This window comes from Mesorhizobium sp. (genome assembly GCF_024509055.1).
In the GTDB taxonomy this organism is placed as follows: domain Bacteria; phylum Pseudomonadota; class Alphaproteobacteria; order Rhizobiales; family Rhizobiaceae; genus Mesorhizobium.
On the sequence record NZ_JANINM010000412.1, the window covers coordinates 1 to 19,292 of the forward strand.

The following is a 19,292-nucleotide window of genomic DNA, read 5'->3' on the forward strand; positions in this document are numbered from 1 at the left end:
TCTTCGGCCTCGGCACCGTCATCGTCATGTGCATGTCGGCGCTGGAGGTGCAGGCCGGCACCCAGAGCGTCGGCGATTTCGTCTTCATCAATGCCATGCTGGTGCAGCTTTCGGTGCCGCTCAACTTCATCGGCTTCATCTATCGTGAAATCCGCCAGGGCCTGACCGATATCGAGCACATGTTCGACCTGCTCGACGTGCCCCAAGAGATCGTCGACAAGCCGGACGCCAAGCCCTTGAAGGTCGGCCCCGGCAAGGTCGAGTTCCGCGACGTGCATTTCTCCTACGACCCGAACCGCAAGATCTTGAAAGGCGTCTCCTTCGAGGTGCCGGCTGGCAAGACGGTGGCCATCGTCGGCCCCTCGGGCGCCGGCAAATCCACCATCTCCAGGCTGCTGTTCCGCTTCTACGACGTGCAGCGCGGCCAGGTGCTGGTCGACGGCCAGGACATCCGCGACGTCACGCAGGAAAGCCTGCGCGCCGTGCTCGGCATGGTGCCGCAGGACACGGTGCTGTTCAACGACACCATCGCCTACAACATCCGCTATGGCCGCGTCAGCGCCGGCGAGGAAGAGGTGCGCAAGGCCGCCGAACTCGCGCAGATCGGACCGTTCATCGAGAAGCTGCCCGACGGCTACAAGTCGATGGTCGGCGAGCGCGGCCTGAAGCTTTCGGGCGGCGAGAAACAGCGCGTGGCGATCGCTCGCACCATCCTCAAGGCGCCTCCCATCCTGATGCTGGACGAGGCCACATCGGCGCTGGACACGCAGACCGAGCAGGAGATCCAGGCGGCGCTCGACCTCGTCAGCAAGGGCCGCACGACGCTTGTCATTGCCCACCGGCTGTCGACGGTGATCTCGGCCGACGAAATCATCGTGCTCAAGGACGGCCAGATCGCCGAGCGCGGCACCCATGCCGCGCTGCTGGGCAAGCGAGGCCTCTACGCCTCGATGTGGGACCGTCAGCGCGAGGCGACCGAGGCCGAGGAGCGGCTGCGCATCGCCCGCGAGAGCGACGAGCTCGGCGTCATCGTGCGCAGGCGAACCTCGGAAGTATCGTAGCCGCGTCCCGGAACGCCACCGCCTCGACCTTGTCGGTTTGAAACAAGGTCCCGTTGCGAAGATGGGCGAAGGCGCGCCACGCCTCGCCGCCGATCTTGTGGAGAAGGCGCTTTTGCCGCTCCGGCGGTTCGATCTGGACAAGGCTTGGCGTGCCGTCGCCGAGCAGGAACTGGGTCTGGACGCAAAGCGCCGGTACCAGCTGGTAAACAGTGCTGCGCGAGCATGTCATCCTGGTCGGGCAGAACAGCGTTTCGTCGACTGCCGCTTTGAGGCGCTCGGTGCGCTTGAGCAGCTTTTGCGCCGCCGCCCTGGAGAGGACATAGCCGGCCGAGCCGACATGTCGCCCGGCGAGCGGGAGGAGCGAGTATCCACCACCTGCCGGCAAGCGCCTGCGCCCCAGCCTGACCTTGACGAAGAATGTCTCGAGCTTGACCAGGTCGGCATCGGCAGGCACCCAGCCGTCGCCGGACAGAAGCGGCCCGGCATCGGCGGCGAAGGCGACGTCGTCCTCGAAGATGGCGACGTAGCGTTCGCTGCCATCCGCGACGATCTGCCAGCAGAGGCGATGGCTGAGAAAGCAGCATATTTCGGGCGCGCTCATCCGCGGCGCCGAAACCGGGCTGCCATTCGCCGCATCCACCGCGGCTACCCGCTCGAAACCGATGCCGATCCTGGCGAATTGCCCGGTGACATGCGCCAGCCGGTCAACCGACCGGTCGAGATTGATCACCAGGCATTTCATCCCCATTCCCCCGGGATCCGGGCGATAACTTGCCCCTTTGCCATTTGCTTCGCAAGCGTCCGCGGGAGCAACTCAACGAAACGTGTGCGAGGGCTCCGCAAAGGAGTTGCGCAAAAACAGAAGGTTAGAGCGTTGGCTTGCCGCGCGAAGACGCTGTACCGCTCAGATGCTGCAAGCCGGTTCAGGCTCGGCGGAACTCCACCGCATCGACCTTGTCGGTGCCGAACAGGGTGCCGTTGCGGAAATGGGCGAGGGTGCGCGATGCCTCGGCGCCAATCCTGTCGACGAAGCTTTTGCGCGATTCCGACGGGCCGGGTTGAAGGCTCGCCAGGAGATTATCGTCGGAAAGCCGATGCGCCTGCACGCATGGAGCCGGCGTCACCTGGTAGATGGTGCTGCGCGAGCATGTCGTCGTCGTGGGGCTGAACAGCACGTTGTCGACAGCTGCCTTGAGATGCGTCGTGCGCCGAAGCAGCGTCTGCGCGGCCTGCCTGGAGAGGATATAGCCGGCGGCGCCGACATGTTGCCCGACCAGCCGGACGAGCGAGTAGCCGTTACCGACGTCCATGCGTCGACGCCCCAAGCGCACCGGCACGAAGAATGTTTCCAGCTTGACCACATCGGCATCGCGCGGGATCCAGCCGGCGTCGGTCAGCAGCGGCCCGGCGTCAGGGGCAAAGACGATATCGTCCTCGAAGACCGCGCCGTGACTGTCGCCGCCGTCGGCGATCATCCGCCAGCACAGGCGATGGCTGAGGAAGCAGCAGACTTCCGTCGTGGTGAGCGGGGGTGCCGAGACAGGGCTTCCGTTCGCCGCGTCCACCCCAACGACACGCTCGAAATCGACGCCGACCCTTGCGAATTGCTGGGTGACATGCGCCAGCCGGTCGACCGACCGGTCGAGGTTGATGACCAGGCTTCTCATCGCCTCTTACCTGCCAGCGGAAACGGCTGAATCCCCGCGAAACGCCACGGCGTCGACCTTGTCCGTTCCGAAGAATGTTCCGTTGCGCAGATGCGCATAGCCGCGCGATGCCTCCGTGCGAAGCTTTTCCAGAAATTGCCATTGCCGTTCCGGAACATCGAACTGGATCAGGGTCTCGGGGGTGTCGCCGCCGAGGAACTTGGCCTGCGCGCACAGCGCCGGCATCAGCTGGTAGATCGTGCTGCGGGCGCATGTCATCAGGGTCGGTGAAAACAATGCGTCGTCGACCGCGCCGTTGATGCGCTTCGTGCGCTTGAGCAGGGTCCGGGCCGCCTCCCTCGAGACGACATAGCCGGCCGCCCCGACATGCTGCCCGACCAGCCGAACCGTCGAATACCCATTGCCGATCGGCGTTTGCCTGCGTCCCAGTCGCACTGGCACGAAATACGTTTCAAGCTTCATCAGATCGGCGTCGCGAGGCACCCAGCCATCATCCGCCAGAAGTGGCCCGGCGTCGTGGCTGAACAAGATGTCGTCCTCAAAGATCGCGCCATATCGGTCCGTACCGTCGGCGATGATCTGCCAGCAGCGGCGATGGCTGAGGAAGCAGCAGATTTCGGCGCGGGTAAGCCGCTGCAGCATCACCGGGGTTGCGTCGGGCGTCTCTATCCCCTGGACCCTCTCGAAAGCCACGCCGATCCTGGCAAACTGCTCCGCCATATGGGCGAGCCGGTCCGCCGACCGGTCGAGGTTGATGACGAGACATCTCATCATTTCTCTCCCGACAGCTTTGCGCCGCCGATCTTTCCGGTCTCCGGGGCCAACCTCAGGACCTCACCGGACTTCGCCTGCTGCTTGCGCCGCGAGCTGTGGCCGAAGAAACGCCGCCAATGCTTCACCAGGAACCAGTCGATCTGTTTGAACCGCAGCAGGTGTCGACGTCCCGCGACCGAGCTCTGGAAAGCCCCGTTCTGGCTTCCCTGTTCGACGATCGGTCGCTCGAACCAGAGCATTTCGATGCCGAGCTGCTCGTCGATGAATTCGATCTGGTGATCGATCGGCAGCGACACCTTGTGCTTGTCGATCCACGCAAGCCGCGCCTCGGCGACGGGGCGGGTGATCAGATAGGAATCCGCGCAGCGCGCATGCGAGGCAGGATAAAGCTGCTGGCCCCTACGCAGCTTCCAGCCCGCCACATAATAGTTGCAGCCATTGCCGAGATAGACCGCGGCGCGGCGGTCGGGGTTGCCAATTTCGGCCAGGCACTCATTGAGTTTCCTGACGAAATTCTTGGCCAGGAAAACGTCATCCTCGAACACCAGGCAGTATGGAAGGTCCGTTTTCAGGAATTCGCGCCAGACGCCGATATGCTTCAGGCCGAGTGATATTTCCGATGCCCGCAATCGATTCGACGCAGTGAAAGATGCTTTAGCTTCTTCCGTAACGTCAGCGACATCCCAGTCGAGGAAGAAATTTACCGGGACGCCCCGCTTACTAAATTCTTCTCTAATATGCCTTTCGCGGTCCTCATAGCCTTTTTTGACATGACAGACCCGAATGAAAACCTGGTCGGATGGAAACATGCCACTGATTACATCGGCGCTACTTGCGGGGCAAGTGCGCTGATGCCGAGCTGTGATGGGAAAAAGCTGACGTCGGGGCATGACTTTTCGCTTGACCTCAACTTAGGTTGAGATTGCAAACCGTCCCCGAGCCCCTGGGAAGCGATCGATCCAGTATGGAGATAAATGAAATGAGCAACACAAATCGGCGTGATGGCAGTGTATTCAGGGTGGATAAGTTCGTCGTCCCGGCGCAGGCGCGCGAGGAGATCCTCGGCAAGGTCAGGATGACGCACGAACTGCTGCGCCAGCAGCAGGGCTTCGTGCAGGATTTCCTGCTCGAGCAGTTTTCTGGCCCCGGCGAGTTCAACATCGTCACGGTCGTCGAATGGGAAAGCCAGGCGGCGGTCGACAAGGTGGTGCCGATCGTCAAGGCCGCGCATGAGCACGTCGCCTTCAACCCCCAGGAAACGATCGCCCGCCTTGGCGTCAAGGCCGATATCGCCAACTATCAGCGTGTACCGGAGTTGTAGGACGGCCATCCCGCGCCCGGCGCGGGAACGGCGACGCTCAGCACCTGGCCGGTGCGGGCGTCGCTCACCATGTGCTCGAAGCCGCGCCATTCCGCGGCGGCGATGAACAGCGTCCTGCCGTCGGCGCCGCCCAGCATGCAGGCAAAGCAGCCGCGATCGACCTCGACCTTGTCGATTTTTGGGCCGCCTTCGCGCACCCTGACGCAGTGCCGGTTGGGCACGTCGGCATACCAGACGCAGCCTTCGGCATCGAGGGAGATGCCGTCGGGATAGTCGTCGCCCAGATCGGCCCAGATGCGGCGGTTGGCGAGGGAGCCGTCGGCCGCGATGTCAAAGGCGGTCAGCCGCCTGGCATGCGATTCCGCGACGATCAGCGTCTTGTTGTCCGGCATCACCGCCATGCCGTTGGCGAAAGCGATGTTCCCGGCGACCTGGCGCACCGCGCCATTCGATGTGATCAGCACGATCGAGCCCGGGCCGAATTGCTCGCCGGGCGCTGGCGCCGGGCCGCCGCCGTTGACGTAGATGTTGCCGCGTCCGTCGACGACGATCTCGTTCCACGGGCTCTTCGACAATTGCCTGAGATCGGCATGGGTGGCGAGCGTCCCGCCGCTTTCCTGCCTTAGCAAAAGGCCTTCACGGCCGGAAACCACCAGCAGCCGTCCGTCAGGCAGCCAATCGATCGAGTAGGGCAGCACGGCCGGCACGGTGAGCATCACGTTGCGGCGGCCTGTCTCGTCGATCGCGACGATCTCTCCTGTGCCCCAGTTGCATAGCCAGAGCCGACCGTCATGCCAGCGCGGCGACTCGCCGAAAGCGAGCCCTTCGGTGATGATCCTGGCATTCCGCGTGGCGGATTTCGGCGATGGCATCGGCTTGGCTCCCTGCGCGTGGCTTTGCCCAAGGACGTACGAGGAAACCGCTTTCCGACAGCGAGCGCGCAACAATCGTCATCTCATCTCGTTTGCCTTGGCTGCTCCGATGCCCTCTATCCCGCTGGACGAGCCATGGAGCCGCCTGTTTCGATCTCCCATTGTTGCGTTGCGGGGAGGGGGGCTTTCGGCTATTGAGGCCGGACCTGAAACAGGGACCGCCCCAGCCCGATGAGCCTTCTCGACTCGGTCAAGAATACGTTCGTTCCGATCCATCGCGAGGGCTATCCCTTCATCGCTGTCTTCGGCGCGGCAACGCTCGTTCTTGGCTATTTCTCCTCGGTCCTGTTCTGGATCGGGCTCATCCTTACAGCCTGGTGCATCTATTTCTACCGAGATCCCGAGCGCGTCACCCCAGTCGACGACAGGCTGGTGGTGAGCCCGGCGGACGGGGTGATTTCGGCGGTCGGCCCGGCCGTGCCGCCGAGCGAGCTTGGTCTGGGCGCAACCGAGATGACCCGCATCTCGGTGTTCATGAATGTCTTTTCCTGCCACATCAATCGCGCTCCCGTGCGCGGCAGGATCAAGCGGATCGAGCATCGTCCCGGCAAGTTCCTCAACGCCGAGCTCGACAAGGCGAGTTCGGAGAACGAGCGCAACGGACTGGTCATCGACAGCCCCAACGGCACCATCGCCGCCGTGCAGATCGCCGGCCTGGTCGCGCGGCGCATCGTCTGCTGGGCCGAGACCGGCGGCACGATCGCCATCGGCGAGCGTTTCGGGCTGATCCGCTTCGGCTCGCGCGTCGATGTTTTCCTGCCGTCGAACGCCGTGCCGCGCGTCGCCGTCGGGCAGACGGCGGTGGGTGGCGAAACGGTGCTCGCGGAGTTCGGCGGCGCGGCGGTGGCGCCTTTGGTCAGGATTTCCTGAACGGTGGGCGCGCCCTTCAAGAAGTTCGAGGCCCACGCCAGCGGCGGTCCGCGCATCCGCGAGATCCCGATGCGCATGGTGCTGCCCAATCTGGTCACCGTGCTTGCCATTTGCGCCGGCCTGTCCGGCATCCGCTTCGCCTTCGAGAACCGCTTCGAGCCGGCGGTCGTCATGGTGCTGCTTGCCGCTTTCCTCGACGGCATAGACGGGCGCCTTGCACGCATGCTGAAGGCGACCTCGAAGTTCGGCGCGCAGATGGATTCGCTGGCCGATATCGTCAATTTCGGCGTCGCCCCCGCGCTTGTCCTTTACGCCTTCCTGCTCGACCGCGCCGGCTCGCCGGGCTGGATCGCCGCGCTTCTGTTCACCATCGCCTGCGGCATGCGGCTTGCCCGCTTCAACGTGCTGGCGGAAGACAATGACCAACCGGCGTGGCAGACCGAGTATTTCGTCGGCGTGCCGGCGCCTGCCGGCGCGGTGCTGGTCATGCTGCCGCTCTATCTCTATTTCCTGCGGCTCGGGCTGGAGCCGACGCGAACCGCGGCCTTCGTCGCGAGCGCCTTCACCGTGCTGATTGCTTTCCTGCTGGTCAGCCGGCTGCCGGTCTATTCGGGAAAGAGCATCAAGGTGCCTGGCGACAAGGTGCTGCCGGTCATACTCGGCGTTGTGCTCTACATCCTGCTTCTGATGGCCTATCCGTGGTACACGCTGACGGCTTCGGTCGCCGGATACCTGCTTTACCTGCCGTTTTCCGTGCGCGCCTATTCGAAGCGCGCGCGGCTGGAGGGCGAGAAGGTGCCGCCTTCGGATATCGGGTAGGAGATTACGCCGCCACGCCCAGCCCCAGGCGGTCGATCGCCAGCTTGCGCGCCGAGATGTAGTCGGTCTTGCCCGAACCCAGCACCGGGATCTCGTCCACCTTGACGATGTCGTTGGGCACCATCAGTTCGGCAGCGCCCGCCTTCTTGCCAAACTGGCGCAACTCCTCCGGGTTGGCGCTCCCGGAGGTGGTGACCAGCACGATGCGCTCGCCGCGACGCTTGTCGGGCACGGCCACCGCCGCGTGGCGCTCCTCCGGCCAGAGCGACTGCACCAGCATCTCGACCGCGCCGAGCGACACCATCTCGCCGGCGATCTTGGCGAAGCGTTTTGCCCGCCCACGGATGGTGATGAAGCCGTCGCGGTCGACCGAGACGATGTCGCCGGTATCGTGCCAGCCTTCGAGCGGCTGCAATTCGCCCGGCCGGTCGGCGGTCATGTAGCCCATCATCATGTTCGGGCCGTCGAGCCACAGCCGCCCGGCGTCGGCGATGCCTTCGACCGGCTCGAGCTTCATGCGGATCGCCGGCAGCGGTCGCCCCACGGTCCCGTCGCGGCCATGGATGGCGGTGTTAACCGCCACCACGGGCGCGGCCTCGGTCAGCCCGAAGCCTTCGATGATCGACGCCTGGAAGCGGTCGCGGTAGACGCGCCGCGTCTCGGGCTTCACCGCTTCGGCCCCGGCCACCACGAAGCGCAGGCTGGAAAAGTCGCCGTCCTTGGCGGTGCGGGCATAGTTGGCAAGGAAAGTGTCGGTGCCGAACATCACGGTCGGCTTCACCTTGCGCGCGATCTCCGGGATGATCTTGTAGTGCAGCGGCGAGGGGTAGAGGAACAGCTTTATCCCCAGCACCAGCGGCAGGATTGTGCCGCCCGTCAGCCCGAAGGAGTGGAATGCGGGCAGCACGTTGAGCAGGATGTCCGCGGGCGAAACGGAGATGCGCGCCTCCGCCTGCATGACATTGGCGAGCAGGTTGCGGTGCGACAGCACCACCGCCTTCGGCGTGCCTTCCGAGCCCGAGGTGAACAGGATCACCGCCGGCTTGGCTGCGTCCTGCCGCTGCAGCGGCAAGCGCCACAGCAATGCGGCCGCGACCTTGTCCAGCGTCGTCACGCTGGCACGGGCATCCTCCAGCCACAGCATCTTAGCGCCGCCCGCCTCGACGGCGGCGACGATGTCGTCGATCCCTGCCTTCTCGATGAAGGCGCGGGACGAAACGACCGTTCTGATAACGGCGGTGCGTATCGCAGCGGTCACGCTCGCGGGGCCGGCGGTGTAGTTGATCATGGCCGCGACGCGCCCGGCCGAGATCAGGCCGACGAAGGAAAGCACCACGCCGTTGGCGTTGGGCAGCAGCAGGCCCACCGCTTCACCCGGCGCCGTCACCGCCTCGAAGCGGTGGCCGAGCACGCGCGCGCCGATGAACATCCTGCGATAGGAGAGCGAGCCGGAAATGACGTCCTCGATGATGGGCCGCGAGGCGCCGATACGGTCCGCGGCATCGCGCATGGCGAGGAAGAGGCCGCGGTCGAGCTTGGCGCCATAGAGCCGCGCTTCGGCGAAGCGGTCGAACAGCGCATTGGTGTTGGAGGCCATGTCGGAGTTGCGCGCCACCAGCTCGGCGATCGTCATGGGCTCCAGCACGCTGAGCGAAAGATGCCGGAACCAGTGGCGCGGCGCCTTGTCCTTTGGCGTCAGCGACATCGGCAGGTCGCGGGCGCCGGCGACGAAGATCGGCACGATGCGCGCATCCGCCTGCATGGCGATGCGGGTGATGGCGCGAAACAGCCGGAACGACTTGAGGTCGGGCTCGACCGCATCCGGCAGATAGACTGCAAGCCGGCCCTTGCCCTTCAGCACGCGCACCAGGCGGCGGCTGACGAAGACATGCTCGGCGTTGAAGGCGATGGTGCGGGCAAGCTCACGCCAGGGCTCCAGCCAGGGGGAGCGGGCCGATTCCTCGTCGAGGATGTGCAGCGTGTCGTCGGGGAGCAGCGACAGCATCAGCGCCGGCTCGAGGCGCGACTGGTGCGAGATGACGTAGATGACCGGCGTCTGCGCGCTGCGCGCGATGCGTATCCGCTCGTCGGCGATTCGATAGGCGAGTTTGAACGGCACGTAGAGTAGCGCCTGCGTGAAGCGCAGGTCGAGCCGCACCGTCTCGATCACGCCGATCAACAGCCAGGCAAAGACAAGGCCTGCAAGCAGCGCCAGCGCCAGGATCATGCCGCTCTCTCCCAACGTCCTCCAGGACGCGGCTCTTCAGCGGCCGCTTCGCTGAAGAGGGTAGCGGAAGTGAGCACAAGGTCAATGGATGGGAGGGGGAGATAAAGGCGGCGGCTTCACGCCGCCTTCAGCCTCCCGCTTATGAAGCGGAATTCCTGCGACTTGCCGCCATAGCCGTAAGCCGCCGCCGGCACCTCGTGCACGAAGGCGTAGCTTTCCTCATGCACGCCGCCGAGCAGGCGGCCGAAGGCGTCGAAGACCGCCTTGAGATAGGCTTCGAGCTCCAACTTTGTATTCGTGCCGTCGACGACCTTGATGTCCAGCCAGAACGTGCTGGTCCCATGCTCGGCAAGCGACTTGCCGCCGGCGAACCAGTGCTGCGGACCGACATAGTTGACCGCGACGGCGGTGACGGTCGGGTCCTTGCGCAACTGCGTGGCGGTGATTTCGGTTACTTCCCTGGCGATCTCGGCGGAAAGCCTGGCGTCCGGCTTGCCGGTGACGCTGACATTGATGATCGGCATTTTTTCTCTCCTTCTGTTCGGCGGCCTCGTGCCGTCGGTGGAAGGACTATGCCCCTATCTGAACATCAAGAAAATCGAATTGTTTTTGATAAATGATTCGATATTATCGAATTATGGAAACGCTCGATCCCGATCTGCTCAGAACCTTCCTCGCTTTCGTCGATGGCGGCTCGCTGGCCAGGGCCGCCTCCGCCGTCGGCCGTTCGCCGTCCGCGGTGACCGCGCAGATGCAGCGGCTGGAGGAGATTGTCGGAGAGCCGCTGCTTGCTCCCCAGGGCAGGGGGCGTGGCCTGACGCCGGCTGGCGAAGACCTTGTCGGCCATGCCAGGCGTATCCTTGCCGTCCACGCCGAGGCCTGGCTGGCGTTGAAGGGCGCGCGGGCCGGCGGCCGCGTCGCCATCGGCACGACGCAGGATTTCGCCGACCACGGCCTGCCGGACCTGTTGCGGGCCTTTGCCGCCAGCCATCCGCGCGTGCGAATAGAACTGCGCGTCGGGCGCTCGCTGGAGCTGGGGCAGGCGTTGCAGGCGGGCCAGCTGGACATCGCGATCACCATGCGCCAAGCGCCCACGGCCGACGAAGTCTCGCTGATCAGCGAGCCGATGCTGTGGCTCTGCTCGCAAAAAGGGCTGGCGGCGCGGGAAGAGGAAGTGCCGCTGGCGCTGCTCGATCCCTATTGCGGCTTCCGGGTGGCGGCGCTCGCCGCGCTCGATGCCGCTGGCCGCCGCTACCGCATCGCCGCCGGCAGCGCCAGCCTCGCCGGCCTGCGCACGGCGGTCGATGCGGGGATTGCGCTGACGCTTCGCACAAGGCGCTTTGCCCATTCCGGCATCGTGGAGGCACCGGACGGGTTTCGCCTGCCGCCGGTCCCGGTTGCCGACTTTGCAGTCCGGCTTGGCCGCGAGGCCGGGCGGCCCGCGCGGGATCTGGCGCAATTGCTCGGCGGCGGCCTGGCAATGCCTTCTTGACCGAACGCGCAATCTTGGACTCGCAAAGAAAAAGCCGACCTTTTTGAAGGTCGGCTTCAAGTCGGACGGGTCGAGGGGTTTGGGGGGACTTGGGGGGTGACCCGTCGACTTAACAATGCCTGAGCCCGACGAAGGTTCCTTGGCCCGGAAAAAAATCATGCACCCGCCGATTGCGCTTTCACCCAGTCCCGTCCGGCATGGGCGAACACCGCGCAAAGCACGATCGCGCCGCCGATGATGCTGGCCATTGGCGGGACCTCGGCGAGAAACAGCAGGGCGAACAGGATGGCGAAGGGCACCTCGGCAGAGCCGAGCAGCCCGGCCTCGGCGGACGGGATCAGCCGCGAGCCTTCCGTCCACAGGATCGAGGCCAGCGCGAAGGAACAGCCGAAGGCTGCCAGCAGCACCACGTCCCGCGCCGAGACCGCCAGCGGATCGGTGACGAACCAGCCAAGCACGAAGAGCAGGAAGGCCGACACCGCTCCGGCCCACACCACCGGCTCGTCGCGGAAGGCGCGCACCATGATCATGTAGAGAGCGCTGCCCGTGGTCATCAAAAGCGCCAGCCCGTCGCCGAAGAGATGGCCGGTGCCGAGCCCGGCGCCTACCATGATGGCGACGCCACAGAGCGATACGGCCGCGGCAACCATGATCTGCGTGCGGAATTTTTCGCGCACCAGCAGGAAGGCGAGCAGCGCCGCGATGAAGGGCGAGGTTGCGTAGATCACCGCCACATTGGCGACATAGGTGAATTTGAAGGCCGAGATGAAGGCGATGCTGGCGGCGGCGCCCTCGACCGCGAGCAGCCAGCCCCGCCAGCCGAGCCGCAGGCTTTCCTTCCCGCCCGAACGCCGCCGGCGCCACAGCACATAGAGCGTGATCAGGATCGAGCCGAAGAAGCCCCGCCAGCAGGTGATGGTCAGCGGATCGGCATGGATCGACTTGGTCAGCACGCCGGTGAGCGCAAAGGCGACCGCCGAGGCCGAAACCAGGATGATGCCCAGCGTGCGCTCGGCCGTGTCGTCGGCTTTGAAGGCGGCAGGCTTCTCGGTCATGTCGAGCGCGTCGGTCATGGTGTCAGACTACGCCGTTTCTGCTGACAGCCTTCTGTCATGAGTGGAGCTTAGTCCCTTTTGCGGAAATGCTCATTGCCGACGATCAGGAGACCGGCGCCGATAATGATCGCGGCGCCGATGAAAACCTCGCTGCGCGGCACGTCGCCCCAGATAGCGTAACCCAGCGCGAACGCCCATATCAGCGACGTGTATTCGAGGGGCGCCACGATCGACACCGGCGCGCGCTTCATGCCCGCGAACAGCATGTATTGCGCCACGCCGCCGAGTGCGCCGACACTGATGAGCAGCATCAGTTCCAGGCCATTGGGCATGTGCCACCAGACCAGTGCCGGGATCGCCGAAAACAGCATGAAGTAGAAATTGTTGAGCACCAGCTGGATCATGGTCCGCTCCTGCATCGCCGTCTTGCGCAGCAGCACGACGGCAACTGCCCATAGAACGGCCGCGGCGAGCACCAGCAGCACCGGCAGCGAGAGACCGAGACGCGTCGGATCGCAGGCGACGAATACGCCCGCGAAGCCGATGAACACCGCGAGCCAGCGCACGATAGGCACCGTCTCGCCCAGCATCACCACCGAGAGCACGGTGACGATGATCGGCGCGGCGTAATAGATGGTGGTGAGCTCGGCGAGTTGGAGCGAGCGGGCGGCGTTGTAATAGCAGAGCCAGGCCGCGAGCGTGAAGGCGCTGCGCACCAGCATTGGCCCGACTATGGGCGAGCTTACGGTGTCGGCGAACAGTTTCCGGCCGCCGATCAGGCCGCAGGCGGCAAGGACGGTGATCGAGCGGAAGAACATGATCTGCCAGACCGTCATCCCCGCGACGAGCAGCTTGATCGAGGCGTCCTGGGTCGAGAACAGGAAGTAGGCGGCAGCAGTGATCAGGATGCCGCCCAGCACCTTTTCACGGCTTTCGAGGACGACGACATCGGCCATGCGGCTCGGCCTGCTCCACGGCAATTCCAGGACAGCGCTTCCGTCCGGAACTAAAAAAAGAGAATTGAATGCGGCTTCGCCCCGGTCGAATCCGCTACGCTACCTATACGGGCGAAAACCTGCGCGGCGCTACTCCAGCGCAGCGCTTGCATTGGGGCAGGGGGCGCTCGCGACGATCAGACGCTCACTGCGTTGCCTGATAAAGCTCCGAGGCGGCCTCCTTCAGCGCGCGCCTGCCGTCCGGCCTCAGATACATCATGTGTCCGCCCTCGACTACGTCGAGCCGGATGGGCGTGGCGTCCGCTAGCGAGGGCAGCTGGTTCACCAGGTAGCGCGAGGCGAGATAGGGCGTGACGAGGTCGGTAAAGCCGTTGACGATCACGACCCCGAGCGCCGGGTTGAGCGAGCGCGCCCGCTGCAGGTCGTTCATCACGCCGGCATAGCCCTGGCCCGAGGTGCCATAGTCCCAGTTGCGGCTGATCTCGCCGTTGAGCAGCCGGTAGCTGACATCGGTGCGATAGTTCAGTTCGTCGTGGGCGTAGGCGACGAAGGCGGATGTCAGCACAGGCACGCTGCGGTCCAGGATTGGATCGGGACCGGCGATGCGGGGGCTTTCCGGCGCGATGTCGGCGGTGCCGACCATCGCGTCATAGGGGCTTAGCACCTTGCCGCTGGCGCGCTGGAACTCACGAGCGAAAAGACTGGTCGGGACTCGGGCAAAATTGCGCTGGACAAGATCGAGCGGCAGTCCGGTGATCTCCGATACGCGGCCGCTCGCCAGCTTGCCGCCCTGCTCCAGCCCGCCGTTGAGCGCCGTCAGATAGTCGCCAAGCGCGTAATGCTCGACCTCGGCGAGCCTCTCCTTGAGCGCCTCGCCGGTGAGGCCGTCGGCCTTCAGCCGCGCCGCCGCCAGCGAGGGCAGTTCGAGCGCCCAGTGCAACTGGTCGAACTGGTCCGGCCGCACCAGCATGAACTCCAGCGCAGGCGAGATCAGCACGATGCCGCTCGGACTCAAGCCGACGTCTTCCTGCAGGGTGCGCGCAAGCAGCGCGGCGCGAAAACCGCCATAGCTTTCGCCGGCAAGGAAGAGCGGCGATCCGGTGCGGCCGTTCTGCGCCAGGTAGAGCCGGATGAACGCGCCGATCGAGCTGGCGTCCTGCTCGACGCCCCAGAACGCCTTGGTGTCCTGTCCTGGCGCTTCGCGGCTGTAGCCGGTGCCGACCGGATCGACGAAGACGAGGTCGCTCATGTCGAGCCAGCTGTCCGGATTGTCGATGAGCTTTTGCGGCGGCGGCAGGAATTCGCCGTTGGCACTGGTCGCAACGATGCGCGGACCGATCGCTCCCAGATGCAGATAGGCCGAGGCCGCCCCCGGGCCGCCGTTGAAGACGAAGGTAATCGGCCGCTGCTTCGCGGCGCCCGCCGACTGCAGCGTGTAGGCGGTGTAGAAGATCTCTGCCGTCACCTCGCCCTTGGCCGAAAGCAGCGACAGCGTGCCGGCCTTGGCCTGGTAATCGAGCTTGCGTCCGGCAAGCGTGATCGAATGGGTGGTCACCTGCGGCGGGGGCAGCAGCGACAGCACGCCGCCCGCTGGCGCGGGTCGTTCCGGTGTTTCGGCGAGGACCGGCTGCGCAAAGGTCGCGAGTGACAGGAGGATGAACGGGGCGAGTTTCAAAATGGACAGCATGCGGCCTCCGGGAACGACTTCCGCAAAGGTATGGCCGGGGCGGTGGAAGTCAAAGCGACAAACTGCCAAACTCGTCTGCAAGGCGAGAGATCACCTGATCGCTCGCCTTTCGCCGATCTCCAGGCGGACTGAGAAACCAGGATTTCACAGGCATCCTTGTCCAGTGCTATCTAGATACGAAGACTGATCGAAAGGAACCTCTACCATGGACGCCACCGCACTCAAGGCCATGCAGGCGCCGCTGAAGGATGCCTATCGAGAGGACGCTGGCCGGGCGCTCATCACGCTCAGGGCGCGCGGCGCTCTCGACGACCAGTCGATCGCCTGCAAGGTGGAGACGGGCCGGGCGCTCGCCGTGGCGGGTCTCCACCCGGCGACCGGAGGCTCGGGCCTCGAGCTTTGCTCGGGTGACATGCTGCTCGAGGCGCTGGTGGCTTGCGCCGGCGTCACGTTGAAGGCGGTGGCCACGGCGCTGGAATTCAGGCTCGGCAACGCGACCGTCGAGGCCGAGGGCGACCTCGATTTCCGCGGCACGCTTGGCGTCGCCAGGGACGCGCCTGTCGGCTTCCGCGAGATAAGGCTGAAATTCGCCCTCGACACGGATGAGCCGCAGGAGCGCATCGATTCGCTCCTGAAGCTCACCGAACGCTACTGCGTGGTGTTGCAGACCATCAACAACAAGCCGCTGCTGTCGGTTAGCGCCGAACGCTGAGCGCCGCTACTGCGCCGATGGCGTTTCCGCGTCCCCTTCGTCGGTGAAGGGTGAGGCGCTCGGCACGCACTGTATAGCCCAGCCCTGCGGCGTCGGCTGCTTCTGGTATTCGGTGACGGCGTTGGAGCACTGTTCGCGAGTGTCGAAGGTGCTGGGCAGCACCACCATGCCGCCTTGCGGGCCGGCGATCACAAGATACCAGACCAATGCTACGCTGGGAGCAGCCATGGAAATGTCCTCACTTTGTTTGTTGGGAGTCGGATCGATCCTAGCAACTCCCCGCCGATGGCGAAAGCAGGGCAGCGGAACACGCTTCCCCCGTGCCGTTCACAGACCCGTGAACGGAGGTCGCCTATGGAAGCTTCCGTGAAAGGTGCGCGCAAAAACAAGGAATTAGGCACGGCCGTTGAATCGGTTTCAGCGCGGCGCGCCTTGCGGCGCTGGTCTTATTCCGGCTGCCGGTAGGCGACGAAACGGTTGTGCTTGGCCTGGAAGATCAGGCCGGTCTCCTTGAGCTCCGGACTTGCCAGCGGCGCGATGCGCCGGGCGATTTCCGAGGGATGCGGCAGCGTTTCGGGGTCCTCGCCGGGCATGGCCTGGGCGCGCATCGCCGTGCGGGTGGCGCCCGGATCGGCGGCGTTGACGCGCAACGGCAGGCTCTCGGTCTCATGCGCCCAGGAGCGCATCATCGTCTCGACGGCGGCCTTGGAGGCTGCGTAGGGCGCCCAGAAGGCGCGCGCCGAATGCGCGGCGTTGGAGGAAAGGATGATCGCGCGGCCGGCATCCGACAGCCTGAGCAGCGGGTCGACCGAGCGGATCAGCCGCCAGGTCGAGGTGACGTTGATGGTCATCACTTTCTCGAAGGTCTTTGCCTCGACATGGCCGATCGGCGAGATGACGCCGAGCACGCCGGCGTTCGCCACCAATATGTCGAGCTTGCCCCAGCGCTCGTGGATGGCACCGCCCAACCGGTCGATGCCCGCCGTGTCGGCGAGGTCGAGCGGCACCAGCGTTGCCTGTCCGCGGCCATCGGCCTTGATCTGGTCGTCGAGCTCCTCCAGCCCGCCGACGGTGCGCGCCACCGCGATCACATGCGCGCCGGCCGCCGCCAGTTCCCGGGCGATGAAATAGCCGATGCCACGCGAGGCGCCGGTGACGACCGCCACGCGGCCGGAAAGGTCGAGGGTCATTCAGGGATTTCCGTGAGGTGGAGTGGCTTACGCGCCGCTCGCGAGCAGCGACAGCGTGCGCACATTGTCGTGGCCTTCGAAGTCGAGCAGGCGAGTTGGGTACTGGCCGGTGAAGCAGGCGTCGCAGAATTGCGGCTGGTCGTTGTCGCGGCGCACCTCGCCGACGGCGCGGTAGAGCCCGTCGATCGACAGGAAGCCGAGCGAATCGACGCGGATGAACTCAGCCATCTCCTCGACAGACATGCGCGATGCCAGAAGTTTCGACTTCTCGGGCGTGTCGACGCCGTAGAAACACGACGCGCTGGTCGGCGGTGAGGCGATGCGCATATGCACTTCCTTGGCGCCGGCGTCGCGCACCATCTGCACGATCTTCTGGCTGGTGGTGCCACGCACAATGGAATCGTCGACCAGCACCACACGCTTGCCTTCAATGATGCGGCGGTTGGCGTTGTGCTTGAGCTTCACACCCATGTGGCGGATGGAATCGCCCGGCTGGATGAAGGTGCGGCCGACATAGTGGTTGCGGATGATGCCGAGCTCGAAGGGTATGCCGGCTGCCTGGGAAAAGCCGATCGCGGCCGGCGTGCCGGAATCCGGCACAGGCACCACGAGGTCGGCCTCGACCGGATTTTCCTGCGCCAATTCCGCGCCGATGCGCTTGCGCACGTCATAGACATTGCGGCCCTCGACCGTCGAATCCGGTCGCGCGAAATAGACATATTCGAAGATGCAGAAGCGGGTCTTCTGCGGCTCGAACGGGAACAGGCTCTCGATGCCCTTCGAAGTGACCACAACCATCTCGCCGGGCTTGATGTCGCGCACGAAGCGGGCGCCGATGATGTCGAGAGCGCAGGTCTCGGAAGCGAGGATCCAGGCGCCGTCGAGATCGCCGAGCACCAGCGGGCGGATGCCCAGCGGATCGCGGCAGCCGATCATCTTCTTGGCCGTCATCGCCACCAGCGAGAAGGCGCCCTCGACCTGGCGCACCGCCTCGATGAAGCGCGAATTGAGGTCGCGCTCCTTGCTGGTCGCGACCAGATGCAGCAGCGTCTCGGTGTCGGAGGTCGAGGAAAAGATCGAGCCCTGTTTCTGCAGTGCGCGCTGAACGGTCAGCGCATTGGTGAGGTTGCCGTTGTGGGCGACGGCGAGGCCGCCTTCCGCAAGCTCGGCGAAGAAAGGCTGGATGTTGCGCAGACCGGCGCCGCCGGTGGTGGCGTAGCGCGTGTGGCCGATAGCGCGGTTGCCGGGTAGGCGGTCGAGGACGTTCTGCTTGGTGAAGGTGTCGCCGATCAGGCCGACATGGCGTTCGACGTGGAACTGGGTGCCGTCATAGGAGACGATGCCGGCGGCTTCCTGGCCGCGGTGCTGCAGGGCGTGCAGGCCGAGCGTGACTATGGCCGCCGCGTCCTGCCGGCCGAAAATGCCGAACACACCGCATTCGTCGTGGAAATGGTCGTCGGCTTCGGCGGAAAGCACCTTGCCTGCGTCTGCCGTTGAGTCTGCCATTGGGGGCTCAAGCTCCGCTAAAACCGCCATATAGGGCGATCGTCCGCTGAACGCAACGCACCTTTCCGGCATTCGCAAAATGCGTCGGACCGGCTGTCGCCGGTCCGCAATCAGTTTGCCGGCGCCGGCGTGGCGGGGGCCGGGTTGGCCGGCGTTGGGGCAGGCGCCGGGGCCGTCTCGTTGTCGGCCGGCGCGTTGCCTTCGCTGTCGTCAGGCGCGGGCGCATTGTCGTCGCCGGTCGCCGGCGGCTCTGCCGCGGGCTGATCGGTGGTCGCCGGCGCGCCTGCCTGCGGCGTGCCCTTATGCGTGTATTTGTTGACCAGCTCTTCGGTGTTTTCGGGCAGAACGCTTTCGAGCTTGGCGCCGATGGTCTCGAGCAGCGGCCGCGACTTGGCGTTGGCGATCCAAGCAGGCGCCTTGGCGCCGGCGAGCCAGTTGAAGAACAGCAGCGCCACCGCCACCACCAGGATGCCGCGCGCAGCGCCGTAGAGGAAGCCGAGCGTGCGATCCAGCGCGCCGATGCGAGAATCGATGATCCAGTCGGCAAGCTTCATCGTGATGACCGACACGACGATCAGCGCGATGATGAAGACGACGCCGGCTGATGCCGCCATAGCGATCTTGTCGTTGTCGATATACGGCCGAACGTAGGGCAGGACAGGCTTGTAGAAGAGGAATGCCGCTGCCGCCGCTGCCGCCCAGGAAACCACCGACAGCACCTCGCGCGAGAAGCCGCGCACCATGGCAAGCATTGCCGAAACCAGGGTGAAGCCGACGAGAATTCCGTCAAGCAGCGTAATCGGCATGTCTTTCGCCCCACTTCCTGTCTTTAGGACTCAATGAGCCGCGTCTTCCCCCTCGTCGGCGCGGCCGCGCCGTGAGCCGGCTATGCGCGCCACGAGGTCGGCAAGCTCGGTTGGCTGGAACGCGCCGGCCCCGATCCCACCGGTAACTTCCTCGCTGCCCAACGGCAACACCGCGCTACCGAAACCCAGCTTTTCGGCCTCTTTGAGGCGCTGCTGC

General features: G+C 65.1%; 20 protein-coding genes and 1 pseudogene. 6 read left to right on the top strand and 15 right to left on the bottom strand.

What is annotated here, in order from left to right:
* Positions 1-1,061, top strand: a 1,061-nt coding sequence (locus Q0L57_RS22030; RefSeq protein ID WP_296745152.1) for an ABC transporter ATP-binding protein/permease, incomplete at its 5' end; no start/stop codon positions are given.
* Here Q0L57_RS22030 and Q0L57_RS22035 read toward each other — a convergent pair.
* The 4 genes from Q0L57_RS22035 to Q0L57_RS22050 form a co-directional block, all read right to left on the bottom strand.
* Positions 1,027-1,809 (bottom strand): glycosyltransferase family 25 protein, encoded by a 783-nt coding sequence (locus Q0L57_RS22035; RefSeq protein ID WP_296745153.1) that lies wholly within the window; start codon positions 1,807-1,809, stop codon positions 1,027-1,029. The genes Q0L57_RS22030 and Q0L57_RS22035 overlap by 35 nt on opposite strands.
* 175 nt (positions 1,810-1,984) lie before the next feature.
* Positions 1,985-2,728 carry a glycosyltransferase family 25 protein gene (locus tag Q0L57_RS22040; RefSeq protein WP_296745154.1) on the bottom strand — a complete coding sequence of 248 codons (744 nt, stop codon included), beginning with the start codon at positions 2,726-2,728 and terminating at the stop codon, positions 1,985-1,987.
* Between the two features lie 6 nt (positions 2,729-2,734).
* Positions 2,735-3,502 (bottom strand): glycosyltransferase family 25 protein, encoded by a 768-nt coding sequence (locus Q0L57_RS22045; RefSeq protein ID WP_296745155.1) that lies wholly within the window; start codon positions 3,500-3,502, stop codon positions 2,735-2,737.
* Positions 3,499-4,392, bottom strand: a complete 894-nt coding sequence (locus tag Q0L57_RS22050; protein WP_296745156.1) for a glycosyltransferase family 25 protein — start codon at positions 4,390-4,392, stop codon at positions 3,499-3,501. The genes Q0L57_RS22045 and Q0L57_RS22050 overlap by 4 nt, the downstream gene beginning before the upstream one ends.
* Before the next feature lie 89 nt (positions 4,393-4,481).
* Between Q0L57_RS22050 and Q0L57_RS22055 the strand changes: the two genes are divergently transcribed.
* Positions 4,482-4,823, top strand: a complete 342-nt coding sequence (locus Q0L57_RS22055; RefSeq protein WP_296745157.1) for an antibiotic biosynthesis monooxygenase — start codon at positions 4,482-4,484, stop codon at positions 4,821-4,823.
* Here Q0L57_RS22055 and Q0L57_RS22060 read toward each other — a convergent pair.
* Complete coding sequence (locus Q0L57_RS22060) at positions 4,802-5,695, bottom strand: SMP-30/gluconolactonase/LRE family protein (RefSeq protein WP_296745158.1); 894 nt, start codon at positions 5,693-5,695, stop codon at positions 4,802-4,804. The two genes, Q0L57_RS22055 and Q0L57_RS22060, sit on opposite strands and share 22 nt — an antisense overlap.
* A 231-nt stretch (positions 5,696-5,926) precedes the next feature.
* On the opposite strand from Q0L57_RS22060, the gene Q0L57_RS22065 reads away from it, so the two are divergent.
* Both Q0L57_RS22065 and pssA read left to right on the top strand, forming a co-directional pair.
* Positions 5,927-6,625, top strand: coding sequence for a phosphatidylserine decarboxylase (locus tag Q0L57_RS22065; RefSeq protein WP_296745159.1), 699 nt, complete (start codon positions 5,927-5,929; stop codon positions 6,623-6,625).
* 75 nt (positions 6,626-6,700) lie between these two features.
* Positions 6,701-7,444, top strand: coding sequence for a CDP-diacylglycerol--serine O-phosphatidyltransferase (pssA, locus tag Q0L57_RS22070; RefSeq protein ID WP_296745171.1), 744 nt, complete (start codon positions 6,701-6,703; stop codon positions 7,442-7,444).
* Positions 7,445-7,448: 4 nt separating this feature from the next.
* Here pssA and Q0L57_RS22075 read toward each other — a convergent pair whose 3' ends face one another.
* Both Q0L57_RS22075 and Q0L57_RS22080 read right to left on the bottom strand, forming a co-directional pair.
* Positions 7,449-9,671, bottom strand: a complete 2,223-nt coding sequence (locus tag Q0L57_RS22075; protein WP_296745160.1) for an AMP-binding protein — start codon at positions 9,669-9,671, stop codon at positions 7,449-7,451.
* Positions 9,672-9,787: 116 nt separating this feature from the next.
* Entirely contained in the window at positions 9,788-10,195 is a 408-nt protein-coding gene (locus Q0L57_RS22080) for a 4-oxalocrotonate tautomerase family protein (RefSeq protein WP_296745161.1), read from the bottom strand.
* Between the two features lie 113 nt (positions 10,196-10,308).
* Here Q0L57_RS22080 and Q0L57_RS22085 point away from each other — a divergent pair, with 113 nt between their 5' ends.
* Complete coding sequence (locus tag Q0L57_RS22085; protein WP_296745162.1) at positions 10,309-11,163, top strand: LysR substrate-binding domain-containing protein; 855 nt, start codon at positions 10,309-10,311, stop codon at positions 11,161-11,163.
* A gap of 155 nt (positions 11,164-11,318) precedes the next feature.
* Here Q0L57_RS22085 and Q0L57_RS22090 read toward each other — a convergent pair whose 3' ends face one another.
* The 3 genes from Q0L57_RS22090 to Q0L57_RS22100 form a co-directional block, all read right to left on the bottom strand.
* Positions 11,319-12,236, bottom strand: a complete 918-nt coding sequence (locus Q0L57_RS22090) for a DMT family transporter (RefSeq protein ID WP_296745163.1) — start codon at positions 12,234-12,236, stop codon at positions 11,319-11,321.
* Positions 12,237-12,286: 50 nt separating this feature from the next.
* On the bottom strand, positions 12,287-13,174 hold the full coding sequence (locus Q0L57_RS22095; protein WP_296745164.1) for a DMT family transporter: 888 nt from the start codon (positions 13,172-13,174) through the stop codon (positions 12,287-12,289).
* A 184-nt stretch (positions 13,175-13,358) separates the two neighbouring features.
* Positions 13,359-14,861, bottom strand: a complete 1,503-nt coding sequence (locus Q0L57_RS22100; protein ID WP_296745165.1) for a peptidase S10 — start codon at positions 14,859-14,861, stop codon at positions 13,359-13,361.
* A 205-nt stretch (positions 14,862-15,066) separates the two neighbouring features.
* On the opposite strand from Q0L57_RS22100, the gene Q0L57_RS22105 reads away from it, so the two are divergent.
* Positions 15,067-15,573, top strand: a complete 507-nt coding sequence (locus tag Q0L57_RS22105; protein ID WP_296745166.1) for an OsmC family protein — start codon at positions 15,067-15,069, stop codon at positions 15,571-15,573.
* A gap of 6 nt (positions 15,574-15,579) precedes the next feature.
* Here Q0L57_RS22105 and Q0L57_RS22110 read toward each other — a convergent pair whose 3' ends face one another.
* The 5 genes and pseudogenes from Q0L57_RS22110 to Q0L57_RS22130 all read right to left on the bottom strand — a co-directional run.
* The gene (locus Q0L57_RS22110; RefSeq protein ID WP_296745167.1) at positions 15,580-15,801 is read right to left on the bottom strand and encodes a hypothetical protein; all 222 of its coding nucleotides are present in this window, start codon (positions 15,799-15,801) and stop codon (positions 15,580-15,582) included.
* 218 nt (positions 15,802-16,019) lie between these two features.
* Positions 16,020-16,763 (bottom strand): SDR family NAD(P)-dependent oxidoreductase, encoded by a 744-nt coding sequence (locus Q0L57_RS22115; protein WP_296745168.1) that lies wholly within the window; start codon positions 16,761-16,763, stop codon positions 16,020-16,022.
* A gap of 27 nt (positions 16,764-16,790) precedes the next feature.
* Positions 16,791-18,269 carry an amidophosphoribosyltransferase gene (gene purF, locus Q0L57_RS22120; RefSeq protein WP_296745169.1) on the bottom strand — a complete coding sequence of 493 codons (1,479 nt, stop codon included), beginning with the start codon at positions 18,267-18,269 and terminating at the stop codon, positions 16,791-16,793.
* Between the two features lie 110 nt (positions 18,270-18,379).
* A complete protein-coding gene (locus tag Q0L57_RS22125; protein ID WP_296745170.1) occupies positions 18,380-19,075 on the bottom strand; it encodes a CvpA family protein in 696 nt (231 codons plus the stop codon).
* 30 nt (positions 19,076-19,105) lie between these two features.
* Positions 19,106-19,292 (bottom strand): annotated as a pseudogene (locus Q0L57_RS22130) (DNA repair protein RadA); the annotation flags it as partial.